Source organism: Ruegeria atlantica (genome assembly GCF_013032005.1).
GTDB lineage: Bacteria > Pseudomonadota > Alphaproteobacteria > Rhodobacterales > Rhodobacteraceae > Ruegeria > Ruegeria atlantica_A.
In genome coordinates this window covers 109,414-124,726 of sequence record NZ_WQBE01000004.1, presented here as the reverse complement: position 1 = coordinate 124,726, position 15,313 = coordinate 109,414, and the positions used below count along the sequence as shown (strand labels likewise).

14 protein-coding genes are annotated in these 15,313 nt (G+C 58.5%); 8 read left to right on the top strand and 6 right to left on the bottom strand.

From position 1 onward, the window contains the following. Positions 1 to 5: 5 nt before the first annotated feature. From GOX21_RS09765 to GOX21_RS09755, 3 genes are all read right to left on the bottom strand, one after another. The gene (locus tag GOX21_RS09765) at positions 6 to 863 is read right to left on the bottom strand and encodes a bile acid:sodium symporter family protein (RefSeq protein ID WP_170374406.1); all 858 of its coding nucleotides are present in this window, start codon (positions 861 to 863) and stop codon (positions 6 to 8) included. Between the two features lie 72 nt (positions 864 to 935). After that, positions 936 to 1,670 carry a glutamine amidotransferase gene (locus tag GOX21_RS09760; RefSeq protein ID WP_170374408.1) on the bottom strand — a complete coding sequence of 245 codons (735 nt, stop codon included), beginning with the start codon at positions 1,668 to 1,670 and terminating at the stop codon, positions 936 to 938. Between the two features lie 16 nt (positions 1,671 to 1,686). Next, complete coding sequence (locus tag GOX21_RS09755; protein WP_170347967.1) at positions 1,687 to 3,459, bottom strand: SLC13 family permease; 1,773 nt, start codon at positions 3,457 to 3,459, stop codon at positions 1,687 to 1,689. A 110-nt stretch (positions 3,460 to 3,569) separates the two neighbouring features. Between GOX21_RS09755 and GOX21_RS09750 the strand changes: the two genes are divergently transcribed. Together GOX21_RS09750 and GOX21_RS09745 are read left to right on the top strand one after the other, a co-directional pair. Continuing rightward, a complete protein-coding gene (locus tag GOX21_RS09750; RefSeq protein ID WP_170347968.1) occupies positions 3,570 to 4,310 on the top strand; it encodes a YebC/PmpR family DNA-binding transcriptional regulator in 741 nt (246 codons plus the stop codon). Between the two features lie 135 nt (positions 4,311 to 4,445). Then, positions 4,446 to 5,735 (top strand): permease, encoded by a 1,290-nt coding sequence (locus tag GOX21_RS09745; protein ID WP_170374411.1) that lies wholly within the window; start codon positions 4,446 to 4,448, stop codon positions 5,733 to 5,735. Here GOX21_RS09745 and GOX21_RS09740 read toward each other — a convergent pair. After that, positions 5,730 to 6,620, bottom strand: coding sequence for a LysR family transcriptional regulator ArgP (locus GOX21_RS09740; protein ID WP_170374414.1), 891 nt, complete (start codon positions 6,618 to 6,620; stop codon positions 5,730 to 5,732). The genes GOX21_RS09745 and GOX21_RS09740 overlap by 6 nt on opposite strands. 88 nt (positions 6,621 to 6,708) lie before the next feature. Here GOX21_RS09740 and GOX21_RS09735 point away from each other — a divergent pair, with 88 nt between their 5' ends. From GOX21_RS09735 to GOX21_RS09710, 6 genes are all read left to right on the top strand, one after another. Beyond that, positions 6,709 to 7,308, top strand: coding sequence for a LysE/ArgO family amino acid transporter (locus GOX21_RS09735; RefSeq protein WP_170347971.1), 600 nt, complete (start codon positions 6,709 to 6,711; stop codon positions 7,306 to 7,308). 40 nt (positions 7,309 to 7,348) lie between these two features. Further along, positions 7,349 to 8,257, top strand: a complete 909-nt coding sequence (locus tag GOX21_RS09730) for a DMT family transporter (protein ID WP_170374416.1) — start codon at positions 7,349 to 7,351, stop codon at positions 8,255 to 8,257. Between the two features lie 89 nt (positions 8,258 to 8,346). After that, on the top strand, positions 8,347 to 8,919 hold the full coding sequence (gene betI, locus GOX21_RS09725) for a choline-binding transcriptional repressor BetI (RefSeq protein ID WP_170347973.1): 573 nt from the start codon (positions 8,347 to 8,349) through the stop codon (positions 8,917 to 8,919). After that, positions 8,916 to 10,424 carry a choline-sulfatase gene (gene betC, locus GOX21_RS09720; RefSeq protein WP_170374418.1) on the top strand — a complete coding sequence of 503 codons (1,509 nt, stop codon included), beginning with the start codon at positions 8,916 to 8,918 and terminating at the stop codon, positions 10,422 to 10,424. The genes betI and betC overlap by 4 nt, the downstream gene beginning before the upstream one ends. Positions 10,425 to 10,496: 72 nt before the next feature. Further along, complete coding sequence (gene betA / locus GOX21_RS09715) at positions 10,497 to 12,155, top strand: choline dehydrogenase (protein WP_170347975.1); 1,659 nt, start codon at positions 10,497 to 10,499, stop codon at positions 12,153 to 12,155. Positions 12,156 to 12,234: 79 nt separating this feature from the next. Continuing rightward, positions 12,235 to 12,474, top strand: coding sequence for a YdcH family protein (locus tag GOX21_RS09710; protein WP_170374421.1), 240 nt, complete (start codon positions 12,235 to 12,237; stop codon positions 12,472 to 12,474). A 76-nt stretch (positions 12,475 to 12,550) separates the two neighbouring features. Here the strand turns inward: GOX21_RS09710 and GOX21_RS09705 are convergent, their stop codons facing one another. Together GOX21_RS09705 and GOX21_RS09700 are read right to left on the bottom strand one after the other, a co-directional pair. Continuing rightward, complete coding sequence (locus GOX21_RS09705; protein WP_170347977.1) at positions 12,551 to 13,951, bottom strand: helix-turn-helix domain-containing protein; 1,401 nt, start codon at positions 13,949 to 13,951, stop codon at positions 12,551 to 12,553. 65 nt (positions 13,952 to 14,016) lie between these two features. Next, positions 14,017 to 15,222 (bottom strand): multidrug effflux MFS transporter, encoded by a 1,206-nt coding sequence (locus GOX21_RS09700; protein ID WP_170347978.1) that lies wholly within the window; start codon positions 15,220 to 15,222, stop codon positions 14,017 to 14,019. Between the last annotated feature and the right edge of the window lie 91 nt (positions 15,223 to 15,313).

Here is a 15,313-nt window from a genome sequence, read left to right as displayed (position 1 = left end):
TCCTTTCAGCGGCTGCGGAGCCAGGCGATGTAGGGCAGGGCCACGACATACATCATGATCCCGTAGACGGCCGAGGGCAGAGCCAGCGGGCTGAACCCGCTGTCTGTCCCGGTGATCAGCGCCGCCAACGTGATCCCCAGCGTCGAATTCTGAATGCCGGTTTCGATTGAGACCGTTTTGCTTTCCGTCCACGACAGCTTCGCGGCACGGGCAATTCCCAATCCAATCGCCAACAGCGCAACGTTCAGCGTGATCAGACTCGCGCCCATGATCCCAAGGTTGTCGACGAACAACTGCCAGTTCCCGGCAAGCGCGGCGATCACGATCAGAACGAAAAGAACGGTGGCCGTCTTGGACAGCGGCGCGTCGATCCGTTCGGCAAATCCGGCTGCGAAATGGCGCAGGCTGACACCGATGGCGACGGGCAGTGTGGTGATCAGGAACATTGCAATTGCCAGCCCGGTGATCGACACGTCGGGCGCGTCTTCGCCCATGAAGTGAGCGATGGTCCAAGCCGCCAAAACGGGAACGGTAATCATGGACAACAGGCTGATCACGGCAGTCAGGCTAACCGACAGCGCGACATCGGCCTTGGCCAGTTTGGACAGGATGTTGCTGGTGACCCCTCCGGGGCAAAAGCTAAGCAGCATGAACCCCACCGCGATCTCGGGCGGCAAAGCGAAGAGTTTGACTATGATGAAGGCTGCGACGGGCAGCAAAACAACTTGGCTTAGCGCGCCTATGGCAAAAGGATAACCCCGGCGCAGCACCCGTTGGAAGTCAGATACCTGAAGCCCAACACCAAGGGACAGCATGATAATGGCCAGCGACAACGGCAGCCCGACATTTATTAGCAAATCCAAGAACAACTCCTCCCTCAGCCGTTCGGATCAGCCTAAGCGAGTGTTCAAGGCGCAGGCAACCGCGCCGTTAGGTCATATGTAGCGTTGGGCGAAACGGCGCAGGATTTCGCCGGGCTTGGTGACCTCGGCGGCGTGACAGATATCGATCAGGCGCTGGGCGTCTTCGGGCGGGAAGTATCCGAAATCCTTGTAGATATTGATGCGCTGTTCGAAATCTTGCGCGTTGGCCTCGGGGTGGAACTGCGTGGCATACACATTTTGACCCCAGCGGATCATCTGAAACGGGCAGGGGTCCGAAGACAGCAAGTGGACACATCCGTCGGGCAGGGATTGCACAGCCTCTTTGTGGCCGACGAAAGCCTCAAAACTGTCGCCCAGCCCGGCGGTCAGCGGGTCAAGCGCGCCTTCATCTGTCAGTTGGCAGGTCGAGGGGCCGACGGGTTCTCCGAACTGTTTCTTGCTGACATCGCCGCCCAGATGCGCCGCGAGAATGCCCAATCCGTAACAGCAGCCCATGAAAGGGTGATCATTCGCGGTGATCTGCGGCATCAAACCCATGATGGCCGCTTCGATACCTGCATCCATCTCGGATTTCGTCGCCGGATCATCACTGACGCAGCCGGGGCCTCCACCTACGATAACGCCGGCATAATCTGTCACATCCAGACCCGCGGGCAGGCCCTGACAATCCAGACGGATACGATGGGTCTGGTCCGGCGACAGGCCAGTCTTGTCCAGTATCGAGGCGTATTCGGCGTCCGAAGCTTCGGTCTCGGGACGCAGTTGCAGGATCAGAAATCGTTTCATGCAGTGCCCTTACCCGTCAAAGCGGCCAGAAGACAAGGATGGCAGGAACGGAAACTGCAACGATGAGGATTTCCAGCGGCAGACCCATGCGCCAGTAGTCCCCGAACCGATATCCGCCAGGCCCCAGCACCAGCGTGTTGTTCTTGTGCCCGATCGGGGTAAGGAACGCGGCCGAGGCTGCCACGGCAACCGTCATCAGAAACGGATCGGGAGAGACTTCAAGCGTGCGAGCCATTTGGATGCCAACGGGGGCGGCGACGATGGCTGTGGCGGTGTTGTTCAGCACATCCGACAGGGTCATTGTAACAACCATCAATACCGTCAGGATCGCCCATGCGGGCAGGCCATCCGTCAGTTGCACTAGCGCATTGGCGATCAATTCGGTGCCGCCTGATGTCTCCAGAGCACTGCCCAGCGGGATCATCGATCCCAGCAGCACAACGACCGGCCATTCTATATGGTTATAGAGATCGGCAATCGGCAAGATTTTGGTCAGCACATAGGCGACTACGACAAACCCCAGAGCAATCGGTAGGTAGATCAGCCCGACACTTGCGGCCAATACCGCAGCGACAAACAGCCCGATGGCCAGCCAGGCCTTGTCATTAGCGGTGACGTTCAGGCCACGCGTGGCCAGCGGCAGGCAGCCCAGCCATTCGGTCACGTCGGCACTGCGGTCACGAGGGCAGAGCAGCAGCAGAATATCGCCTGCCTCGACTTCGGTCTTGCGGACCTGTTCGGTGATACGGCGACCCTGGCGCGAGATGCCCATCAGCACAGTGCTTTGCCGCCAGGCAAGCCCTAACCCTTGCGCGGTGCGTCCGGTGATGCGGGCGCTTTCGGTGGCAACAACCTCGATCACTTCCAGCCCGTCGCCCTCGGCCGTCAGCAACTCCTGCCTCCGCGTGTCCGAAAAATCGAGATTCAGCGCTGCACGGAATTCATCCAGTGCCTCGGGCCGCGCCTCAAGCACCAGCGCGTCGCCCGGTTTCAAGGTAGCATGGGCCGATCGTCCATAGCGCCGCTTGCCATCGCGGATCAAACCGATGATGGCGACGTCGGATTTCTCGGCGGCCTCATACAATTCGCTGACCCGCTTGCCGATATGCGCTGATTCCGGAGGGATGGTCAGTTCGGCGATGTATTCCGCCAGCGCCTCGGACGTTTCCTCTTGCGGGCCGCGGTTCGGGATCAGACGCCATCCGATCAAAGACACAAAGGCCAGCCCGGCAATGGCCGCTAACCCGCCGACAGGGGCGAAATCGAACATCCGGAACGGCTCGCCCAAGGTTTCGGCACGGATTGAGGCGATAATGATATTAGGCGGCGTCCCGATCAGGGTGGCCATACCGCCCAGAATGGTGGCAAAGCTCAGCGGCATCAGGGTCAGGCCTACCGACCGCCCCGCCTTGCGCGCGGTTTGAATGTCGACCGGCATCAACAAGGCCAGTGCGGCCACGTTGTTCATAAAAGCCGACAGAACAGCTCCGATCCCGCCCATCAGTGCGATATGCGCGCCAAGCCCGCGCGAGGCATCAACCAGCGTGCGCGTGATCAGAAACACCGCCCCCGACCGAACCAGCCCTGCTGAGACAACCAGAACTAACGCCACAATAATGGTTGCCGGATGTCCAAACCCGGCAAAGGCGTTGTCCACCGGCACGACGCCAAGAACGACCCCGATTAACAGCGCAGAAAACGCCACAAGATCATAGCGAAACCGCCCCCAAAGAAGCATTCCGAATACAGTGGCAAAAAGGGTGAAAAGAATAATCTGATCTGTCGTCATCCCGCCACCATACCCGCAAGGGGGCGTCTCGCAAGCCGCTCTCTTGATCCCATGCCCTGCAAACGTCTATATGAGCGCCGAATACGCAATCACTATCACGAGGACGCACCATGGCAGGCCACTCCAAATGGGCCAACATCCAGCACCGCAAGGGACGTCAGGACGCCGCGCGGTCCAAGCTGTTTTCCAAACTGTCGAAAGAAATCACCGTCGCCGCCAAGATGGGCGACCCCGATCCCGAAAAGAACCCACGCCTGCGTTTGGCAGTTAAAGAGGCCAAGTCGAACTCAGTCCCCAAGGACGTGATCGACCGGGCGATCAAAAAGTCGGTTGCGGGTGAAGGCGATGATTACGAAGAAATCCGGTATGAGGGTTACGGCCCTAACGGTGTGGCTGTGATCGTCGAGACGATGACTGACAACCGCAATCGCACCGCCTCGACCGTGCGTTCAACCTTTTCCAAGAATGGCGGCAATCTGGGTGAAACCGGCTCGGTCGGGTTCATGTTCGACCGCAAGGGCGAGGTGGTGTATCCGGCCACTGCAGGCGATGCGGACACCGTTTTTGAGGCCGCCATCGATGCCGGCGCCGAAGACGTCGAAAGCTCGGAAGACGGTCACATCATCTGGTGTGCTGACACCGACCTGAATGATGTGTCGAACGCACTGGAGGGCGCGCTGGGCGAATCCGAATCTACCAAGCTGATCTGGAAACCCACCACTACAACCGAGCTGGGGCTGGAAGACATGCAAAAGCTGATGAAGCTGGTCGATGCGCTGGAAGATGACGATGACGTACAGCGCGTGACCACGAACTTCGAGGCCACAGACGAGGTCATGGCGCAGCTTTAAGCGTTTTGAATTTCTGTTGGAAAACCCGGCCTCTGGTCGGGTTTTTTGCTTTGTGGGTTCTTGGCCGGTTGGACAGAACCCGATAGGCTTGACCAGAATATCTGTGCCCAAACGGCACATAATCTGATTGAGCGAATGACGGACAGCCCAGCCAGCCAACCCAAACGCAATATTCCTGTTCTGACCGGTCAGAGCATCCTGTCTCAGGTCGCGTGGACGCTTGGCAGCCCTTCAATCGTCCTGCCGTTTCTGGCCGTTTCTTTTGAATTGCCCATGTTCATCGCAGGCGCATTGGTGTCCATTCGGATGGTCGGCAGCATGATTTCGGATATCTTTCTGGCACAGCCGATTTCGGCGCGACAGCAGAAGAAACGCGGGATTGCCCTAACCGAGGTTTGTATAGGCGCCTGCCTTGTCATGGCTGTTTTGGTGGCCGCGACAGGGTTTGTTCCTGCAATTGCACTGGCCTTTGTCGCAGCGTTCTTCGTGATCGGCCTGATCGAAGAAATTCAATCGTTGATGTTAACGGATCTGATAGGGGATCAAGTGCAATCCAAATCGCGGATGATCATGCACTATCTTCAATTGGGCATCGGCGGGTTGGGAGCCATCGGATTGGCGCTGCTGGTGCATGAGATCACCAAGGAAAACCCACCGTTTTCCCGCCATTCCACCGTGATTGCGGTTTCGGTGGCCTTTTTCGTTCTGTCTGGCCTGTCCATTCTTGCGATCTCAGAAATCGCACGAGGGGATGAGGTCAAGGACACACCGCAAAGGGTGCGGAAACGGAAATTTTCAGAGAACTTTACCGATATTGCCGCCATGTTCGACCAGGCTTGGTTCCGTCGGTATCTGGTCATGCGGCTGCCCTTGGTCGTGGTCTCCCTGTCGGTGCCATTTTTTGCCCTGATCGCGGCCGAGGCACATCATGCCTCAGCCAAGGGACTGACGGCCATGATCATCTCATCCGCGTCGGGATATTTGGTCTCGGCACCGCTGTGGCAGCTGGTGAACATGAAATCCCACCGCGCCGTCATGGTGGCCGGAAACCTGATGGTTGCCGCGACAGGAGCCACGTTGGTCACTGTCCACTTTCTGGGTATTGATCACGCAGTCCATCTGCATGCTATCGCGCTGTTCGTTGTGACCGTGGCCGTAACTGGCATAAGCGGTGCGCGGCAGTTGTATTATTTGGACGTGGCCCCAAAGGATCAACGTGTCAAAGGCGCGGCGGCGATCAAAAGTATTTGCCGGATCACGGCGGTGATCCTGTCGGCGGCCTTGGCCGGGGTCGCCCATATGCATGAGGTTGCGTGGGCCATTGTGTTCATCACTATGGTTAGTCTGTTTGCTGCCCTCACCTGTTACCGCGTGGTCCTTCCCAACGCGGAAAAGGCCAAGGGCGCGCAACCGGGACAGTCATGATTGCGACGGAAGAAGCTCCTTTGCCGCGGTTTGTCTGACCGCGCGAGTCAGCGGAACCAGCGCAGAGGACAGAACGCGCCCCACCTGCCAAGTCAGACCCACGTCAAGAGGGGCGTCAGGCAGCAGCGGACGTAGTCGCCCATCATTTAGTGCGCTCTTCGCCAGCCCGACAGGGTTCATGCCCCAACCCAACCCAGCTATGGCCGCATCCACAAACCCTTGCGGAGACGGCAGAAAATGCGAGGGTGGGGAAATCCGGCACCCCATCTGTTCGATGATCCACGTTCGTTGAAGGTTGTCCTTGCGGTTGAAGGTCAAGCAAGGGGCAAGGGCCAGCGAGCGTTCGTTTACACCCTCGGCAAACCACTGTTGCATATAGGCCGGGCTGGCGGTCGCGATGTAGCGCAGCGCGCCCAAGGCATAGGTGTCGTACCCCGAAACCGGCTGACCGCCTACCGTGATTGCAGCGCTGACCTCGCCGCGACGCAACCACTCGGCCGAGTGATCCTGATCATCCACCACCAGGTCAAACAACAAGCCATCCACCTGTGCCATGGCATCAATGAACCACGTGGCCAGAACGTCGGCAGGCACTGCCACGCGGACACGGGCCGGGCCGGTGCCTTGATCCAATGTCAGTTCGCGGGCCAGCTTCGCTTCGAGCAAACCGATATCCTCAGCATGCTGGGCAATACGCAGCCCCGCCGGTGTTCCGGTGCAAGGCGGTCCGCGATTGATCAATGCTGCCCCCACGCGATCTTCCAGTGCCTTGATCCGCTGGGATATGGCTGAAGGCGTCACAGTAAGTTCCGTCGCAGCTGCCTCAAAACTGCCGTGCCGCAAAATCGACGACAAAGCCGACAAGTGGTTGGGGTCGAGTATCATTAGCTAAACTTAATTGGGATCAACATCTTTAATTTGATAGGATGCCAAAATGCGCATAGTCAATGCCCCTGAACGCACAGGAGGCATTATGTCCGCATCCCTTTTCGCCGGTTTTTTACTGGGCTTCAGCCTCATCCTAGCCATCGGGGCACAAAACGCCTTTGTGTTGCGTCAGGGATTGCGACGCGAACACGTTTTTCCCCTGTGTCTGACCTGCGCAGTGTCGGATGCCATCCTTATTGCCGCAGGTGTCGCGGGGTTTGGTGCGCTGGCCGAAGCGGCACCTTGGTTTGAAACCGTCATGCGATACGGAGGGGCGATCTTTCTGACGTGGTACGGGCTGCGCAGCCTGCAATCTGCGTGGCAGGGCGGGGCGGCGATGGACGTGACCAAAGGCCAACGCGCCAGCCTTCGGTCGGTACTGCTGACGGTGCTGGCTTTTACCTGGCTCAACCCGCATGTCTATCTGGATACGGTAGTGTTGATCGGATCGATCTCGGCCCAGTATGATGACCGTCTGGCCTTTGCGAGCGGTGCGATGCTGTCCAGCTTCGTGTTCTTCTTTTCCCTCGGTTATGGGGCCAGGGTGCTGTCCCCGGTCTTTGTAAGACCGCGTGCCTGGCAGATTCTGGATGTGGTCATCGGTATTGTCATGCTGGGGATCGCACTGAAACTTGTTGCCATGTGAAGGGTTGTACCTGCGCAGCTTTCAGTGTTCAGGTTTCGGCATGAAAACGTCTGCCACCTCATACCGGCCCCTTGCGGGCATGTTCTGGATGTTTGCCGCCGGGCTGTCCTTTGTGGTGATGACGGCCTTGGTCAAATCGCTGGGTACAACAATGAGTCCGATCCAGGCGGCATTCATACGCTATGCTCTGGGGTTGGTATTTCTGTTGCCGGCCCTGCGTTTGATCCTGTCGACCCATGTCACAAAGCGTCATCTGACCCTGTTCGGGCTGCGTGGGATCATTCACGCCTTTGCTGTGATGCTGTGGTTCTATGCAATGACCCAGATCCCCTTGGCCGAGGTCACTGCGATGAACTATATGACGCCGGTCTATGTCACTTTGGGTGCGGCGCTGTTCTTGGGTGAGCCGCTGGCCTTTCGCCGGATTGCGGCGATAATGGTGGCGTTGGTCGGAGTGGTGATCATCCTGCGCCCGGGGTTCAGAGAGGTTTCGACCGGTCACCTGGCCATGTTAGGAACTGCTCTGCTGCTTGGAGGGTCCTACCTGCTGGCCAAACTGCTGGTGCGCGATATTCCACCATCGGTGGTCGTGGCGCATTTGTCGATTTGGGTGACACTGGCGTTGATACCCTTTGCCATCGCCGTTTGGCAGCCGCCCAGCTTGCGTGACATCTGGGTTTTGTTTCTGGTCGCCTGCTTTGCCACCGCGGGGCACTATTTCATGACGCTGGCCTTGCAGGCGGCTCCGGTGGCGGTCACGCAGCCGGTGACCTTCCTGCAATTGATCTGGGCCACGCTGCTGGGTGCGTTGGTTTTTCACGAAAGTGTTGACATCTGGGTTGTTGCCGGGGGTACGTTAATCCTGTCTGCCGTCAGCTTCATCGCCTGGCGCGAAGCGGTTCTGAACCGCAGCAACCTGACCACGCCCAGTATAGCCCCAAAACTCTAGCAGGTTTCAGCGTGCGGAAATGGTTATTGATTGACGAGTCAATAAAAACACCGTAGCGTTTTCCTACCAGTCATAGGGAGGGGATAGCTATGCCGAAACTCGGAATGGAGCCGATCCGCCGAGACGCAATCGTCCGGGCGACGATTGCCGAGCTTGGGTCGAAGAAATCCCTAGATGTGACCGTCAGCCAAATCGCTAAGCGGGCCGGCATGTCCAGCGCCCTTGCGCATCACTATTTCGGTGGCAAAGACCAGATTTTTCTGGCGGCGATGCAACGCATCCTGTCCGATTTCGGCGCCGAGGCGCGCAGCGAGCTTAAGGCAGCCGCACCGCAGGAGCGGGCGCAGGCCATCATCCGGGCCTGTTTTGCGCCCTCGTGCTTTACGCCCGATGTCATTGCCGCATGGATGACGTTTTACGTTCTGGCCCAAACCAACGATGACGCGCTGCGCCTGTGGCAGATCTATCAGGCGCGTATCCGTTCCAATCTTATTGATGCCCTGCGCCCGTTGATGAGCGACCCGGTCGAAGCGGCCGAGAATATGATTGCTCTGATTGACGGGCTGTATATCCGCGCCGCGCTGAGCGCGCCGAAAAAGCCGCAACTGGCGGTTAATCACGCATTGCGTGTCCTCAACACTCTGCTCGAGGCTGAAAAATGACAAAACCGAACATTCTGATCCTGATGGTGGATCAGCTCAACGGGACACTCTTTCCAGATGGTCCCGCAGATTGGCTGCATGCACCCAATCTGAAGAAATTGGCGGAAAGGTCGACACGGTTCGCCAATGCTTATACGGCCTCGCCGCTATGCGCGCCGGGGCGGGCCAGCTTTATGTCGGGCCAGTTGCCGTCGCGGACCGGCGTCTACGACAACGCCGCTGAGTTCCGCAGCGACATCCCCACCTATGCGCACCATCTGCGCCGTGCGGGGTATTACACTTGCCTGTCCGGCAAGATGCATTTCGTCGGCCCCGATCAGTTGCACGGGTTCGAGGATCGCCTGACCACCGATATCTATCCGGCCGATTTCGGCTGGACGCCCGACTACCGCAAACCGGGTGAACGGATTGATTGGTGGTATCACAATATGGGCTCGGTGACGGGCGCAGGCGTGGCCGAGATTTCCAACCAGATGGAATACGACGACGAGGTCGCCTATAACGCCAAAACCAAGCTGTATGATCTGGCGCGCGGTAAGGATGACCGACCCTGGTGCGTAACCGTCAGCTTTACCCATCCACATGATCCCTATGTGGCGCGCCGCAAGTATTGGGACCTGTACGAGGATTGCGAACATCTGCTGCCCGAGGTCGCGGACCTTGGCTATGACAACCAAGACCCGCACTCCAAACGGATTTTTGACGCCAATGACTGGCGCAGCTTCGACATCACCGAAGAAGATATCCGCAAATCCCGCCGCGCCTATTTTGCCAATATTTCGTATCTGGACGACAAGATAGGCGAGATTCTTGAAGTGCTGGAAAGTACACGGCAAGAGGCGATCATCCTCTTTGTCTCGGATCACGGCGATATGCTGGGTGAGCGTGGATTGTGGTTCAAGATGACCTTCTTCGAGGGCTCGTCCCGTGTTCCGCTGATGATTTCGGCCCCTGACTTGCCTGCCGGCCGGATCGGCACGCCAGTTTCGACAATCGACGTGACGCCGACATTGGGTGCGTTGGCAGGTGTCGACATGGCCGAGATCGAACCTTGGACCGATGGGGAAGACCTCGTGCCGCTGGCCAAGGGCGTTGAGCGCACCGCGCCCGTAGCAATGGAATACGCGGCCGAGGCGTCTTATGCCCCGCTGGTTTCGCTGCGCTATGGCAAGTGGAAATATAACCGCTGTGCGCTGGACCCGGACCAGTTGTTCGATCTTGAAGCCGACCCGCACGAACAGGCCAATCTGGCCGAAGACCCATCGCATGCCGGAACGCTGGAAACGCTGCGCGCCAAGTCCGAGGCCCGTTGGGATCTGGATCAGTTCGACGCGGATATTCGCGCCAGCCAGGCCCGCCGCTGGGTGGTGTACGAGGCGCTGCGGCAGGGTGGGTATTACCCGTGGGATTACCAGCCGCTGCAAAAGGCGTCGGAACGCTACATGCGCAATCACATGGATCTGAATGTCGTCGAGGAAAACGCTCGTTTTCCGCGTGGCGAATAGACTTATCAACCTAATCGAAGATACCTCGCCGAAAATTCGCAACTTGGTTCGGCGGGGCATGGAGACCAAATAATGGAAGCAGATTTCGTCATCGTTGGCGCAGGATCCGCAGGATGCGCGATGGCTTATCGCCTGAGCGAGGCTGGGGCCTCGGTTCTGGTGATCGAACATGGCGGCACCGATGCCGGTCCGTTCATCCAGATGCCCGCGGCGCTGAGCTATCCGATGAATATGTCGCGCTATGACTGGGGCTATCATTCCGAGCCTGAGCCGCACCTGAATAACCGCCGTCTGGCCTGTCCGCGTGGCAAGGTGATCGGTGGGTCATCCTCGATCAACGGCATGGTCTATGTACGCGGTCATGCGCGTGACTTTGACACCTGGGCCGAGATGGGGGCTGATGGCTGGTCCTATTCGGATGTGCTGCCCTACTACAAGCGTATGGAGACCTGGCATGATGGTGGCCATGGTGGTGATCCTGAATGGCGCGGCACTGATGGGCCGCTGCATGTTTCGCGCGGTCCCCGTGAAAATCCGCTGTTTCAGGCCTTTGTAGATGCTGGTCAGCAAGCTGGCTATGAAGTCACTGGAGATTATAACGGCGAAAAACAGGAAGGCTTTGGCCCGATGGAGCAGACCGTCTGGAAAGGGCGGCGCTGGTCGGCTGCGAATGCTTACCTGAAGCCTTCGCTCAATCGTGAAAACTGCGATATCGTGCGCGGGCTGGCCGCGCGCGTGGTGATAGAGAACGGCCGTGCGACGGGTGTTGAGCTGGTGCGTGGTGGTAAAAAGGAAATTATCCGTGCGCGGCGCGAGGTGGTGTTGGCCGCATCCTCGATCAACTCGCCCAAGCTGCTGATGTTGTCGGGCATTGGTCCGGCGGCACATCTGGCCGAACATGGGATCGAAGTTGTCGCTGATCGCCCCGGTGTGGGGGCGAATTTGCAGGACCATCTGGAGCTTTATATCCAACAGGCTTCGCTGCAGCCGATCACGCTGTATAAGCACTGGAACCTGATCAGCAAGGGCTTGATCGGGGCGCAGTGGCTGTTTACCAAAACCGGCCTTGGCGCGTCGAACCAGTTCGAAAGCGCGGCCTTCATCCGGTCGAACCCCGGTGTCGAATACCCGGACATCCAGTATCACTTCCTGCCGATTGCTGTCCGGTATGACGGGCAGGCGGCGGCCGAGGGGCATGGCTTTCAGGCGCATGTAGGGCCGATGCGTTCGCCTTCGCGCGGGGCTGTCACGCTGCGTTCGAACAAGCCCGAGGACGCGCCGGTGATCCGGTTCAACTACATGAGCCACGAAACGGATTGGGAGGACTTCCGCAAATGTATCCGCCTGACCCGCGAGATTTTCGGGCAAGATGCGTTCAAACCCTATGCGGGCAAGGAAATCCAGCCGGGTGCCGACGTGCAGACAGACGAAGAGCTGAATGGCTTCATCGCCGAACATGCCGAAAGCGCCTATCACCCCTGCGGTACCTGTCGCATGGGTCGGGCCGATGACAAGAATGCGGTGGTCGATCCTGAGGGTCGTGTGATTGGTGTGGACGGCCTGCGCGTCGCCGACAGCTCGATCTTTCCGCAGATCACCAACGGCAACCTCAACGCGCCGTCGATCATGGTCGGTGAGAAAATGTCGGATCATCTGTTGGGTAAAGAAGCCCTGCCAAAAGCCAATGACCGTCCGTGGATTCATCCGGCATGGGCAACAGCGCAGCGGTGATTTGATCCGCGTCAAAGCAGGGTGTGGAAAAGACGTATAGACCTGAATCGCAACGACATATTTTGAGGAGCGAACAGGAATGTCCCACACCCCGCATGAACTGGCCGAAGAGTTTCCGGACAAGGTCGAGCTGATGAGCCAGCTCAAGCAAGCAGATGCACATTTTGCCCGGCTGGCGGATGAGTATCACGAGATCAACCGCATCGTGCATCGGGCCGAGACCAACATCGAACCCGTCGAAGATCTAACCGAGGGTGAAATGCGCAAGAAGCGCGCGGCGCTCAAGGATGAGATCTGGGCGATCTTGTCGAAAGCCTAAACCTTAAGGCGGGGGCGATGCCCCCCGTCGCCGCAGGCCGCGTCTCCCCCCGAAGTACTTTCAGGCCAGGTGAAGATCAGGTGACCTTATATGGCAGGGTTCCACGGGTGTGGGCGTCGATCGACAGGCGGCGTTCCAGTGGCGGGACCGAGCGTTGGTGGCAGGTTTGCCGTTCGCAGATACGGCACGAGATGCCGATGGGCTCATAGGCGCTGGCGTTATTGATGTCGAGATTGTCGGCATAGACCAGCGCTTCGGCGTGGCGGATTTCGCAACCAAGCGCGATGGCATAGCGACGTACCGGCGCGCCATAGGAACCGCCCGATTTCGAAACATCCCGAGCCAGAGAGATATAGCGTACGCCGTCGGGTGTTTCCGCCAGTTGCCGCAGGAAATGGCCGGGCGTTTCAAAGGCACGGTGGACATTCCATAGGGGGCAGGCACCGCCGAAACGTGCAAATTGCAGGCGAGTGGCCGAATGGCGTTTGGTAATCGTACCAGCCTGATCAACGCGGACAAAGAAGAACGGGATGCCTTTGGCACCGGGGCGTTGCAGTGTCGAAAGCCGGTGTGCCACTTGTTCGATTGACGCGCCGAACCGGTTGCTGAGCAGTTCCAGATCGTGGCGATAATCCTGCGCTGCAGTCAGAAAGGCGTCGTAAGGCATCAACGACGCCCCGGCGAAATAGTTGGCCAAACCGATCTTGGCGATGGCGCGGGCTTCCTCGCTTTGGAACTTGGCGAAGTCCAGGGTGGCTTCGAGCAGTTTGTCCTGGCTGATAAGCGCCAACTGCAGCAGCAGTTGAAACACTTGTGTTTGCGGCGCGATACGGGACGAGAGTTGCAGTGTCTTGCTGTCAGCGTCGTATTTCCGTGTTTCGGGGATATCGACAAATTGCACCCGAATGTCGCGCTCATTAAGACTGTTGATCGCTTCCGCCCTTATGCCATCGGCCTTACCAGCGCGGGTCGAAAAATGTTCGGCCGCGCGGTCGACCGCGTCGATGTAGTTGTCGCAATAATGGAAAAAGTCACGCACCTCTTCCCAGGGGCTGGCCTGAATCTGCGCGTCCTCGCGACCCAAAGCTTCGTCCAGCGAAGCGAGCCGTTCATGGGTTTGGCGATAGGTGCGGTGCAGTGCGATGAACGCGCGCGCCAGCGCAGGGGCGTTCGAGGCCGTCAGGCGCAGATCGGCCAGTGGTGGTATGGCGTCATCGAAAACCGGGTCGGCCAAAGCCTCGCGCATGTCCGAGACCAGACGCTCGCTGTCGCCGGTGCTCAGCTCGGTCACATCCATACCGAATTCCTGTGCCAGAGCCAGAACAACTGTGGTCGAGATCGGCCGGTTATTATTCTCCATCTGGTTTAAGTAGGGCAAAGAGACGCCCAATTTGGTGGCGAATTCCTTTTGCGTCAGGGTCAGGCGCGTGCGCATTTCGCGCAGTTTCGCACCGGCATATAGCTTTTGAGTGGCCATGGCGTTTCTTTGCAACTTTTCCGTTGTGGCAAGCTAACTTTGCAAACCATGCGGTGCAAGCTGTGTTACAAGCCCAGTTGCCTCTCGCGTCGGATGACGGACGCAATCGCGCAGATCGCCAGCGCCGATGTTGCCAGCATCAGCCAAAGCAGGGGCATGGCGCCGGTTTCATGGGTCAGCAGCGTCCCGGCCAGGGCGCTGAGGCCCGCACCACCGCCCAGCATGATCGCGCCACTGAGGCCCGAGGCGGTGGCGGCCAGATGCGGACGAACCGACAGGGCGCCCGAGGTCGCGTTGGGGATCGTCATGCCGTTGCCAAGGCCCACAAAGGTCATGAGGCCAAAGAAGCTGAGCGCGGTGCCAAAACCTGCCAGAAACAGGATGGCCGACAAGGCAACACCCATCGCGTTCAGCCAACATCCCCAGTATACCATCCGGTTCACGCCAAATCTGACCGAGTATCGACCACTGAGAAAATTGCCGACAAAATACCCGACAGCAGGAGCGCCGAAATAGATGCCGACCTGCGCGGCACTGAGGCCGAACAATTCCGTACCGATGAAGGGCGCGCCGCCCAGATAGGCAAAAAACGCGCCCGAAGACAGGGCAGAGGACAAGGAATAGCCCCAGAACCGAGGTGAGCGCAGCAGCTCTGGATATTCCCGGAATTGCTGTACCAGCGTTTTACCGCTTTTGGCGGAGGTTTCCCCAAAGTCGACAAAGGTCAAGGCCAGCGTCAAAGCGCCCAGGCCGAAAGGCAGCCAGAAATTGGCTTTCCAACCAAAGCTTTCCTCAAGCAGGCCGCCGATGGCAGGGCCGATCATCGGTACGATGGCCATGCCCATGGTCACATAGCCGATCATCGAGGCCGCCTGATCCTGATCATAAAGATCCCGGACGGCTGCTCGGCTCAGCACCATGCCGACCACCACGATGGCCTGGCACATTCGAAAGGCTAGAAAAACCTCGGCCGTCGGCGCATAGATACAGCCCAGCGTGGCGATCAGAAACAGAGCCAATCCCCATAGTAAAACCGGGCGACGCCCCGCTTTATCCGCAATCGGGCCGATCAGTACCTGCAGCACCGCATTGACCAGCAGGTACAGCGCGATGGAAAGTTGCATGACCTTGTAGTCGGTCTGAAAATGCAGCGCCATATTTGGGAGGCTGGGCAAGAACAGGTTCAGGCTGAGGGCAGACAGCCCCGACAGCAAAACCAGCGTGAAAATGGTGGGTGGCGATCGACGCGCCATAGGCGAACTAAACTGCATGGTTCACATGTATAGTGACCGTTTCAGGGAATGCTATCCAAGACCGTGTTTCAGTATAAAACTTAGCAATTTTACAGTTTTCCATAACTTT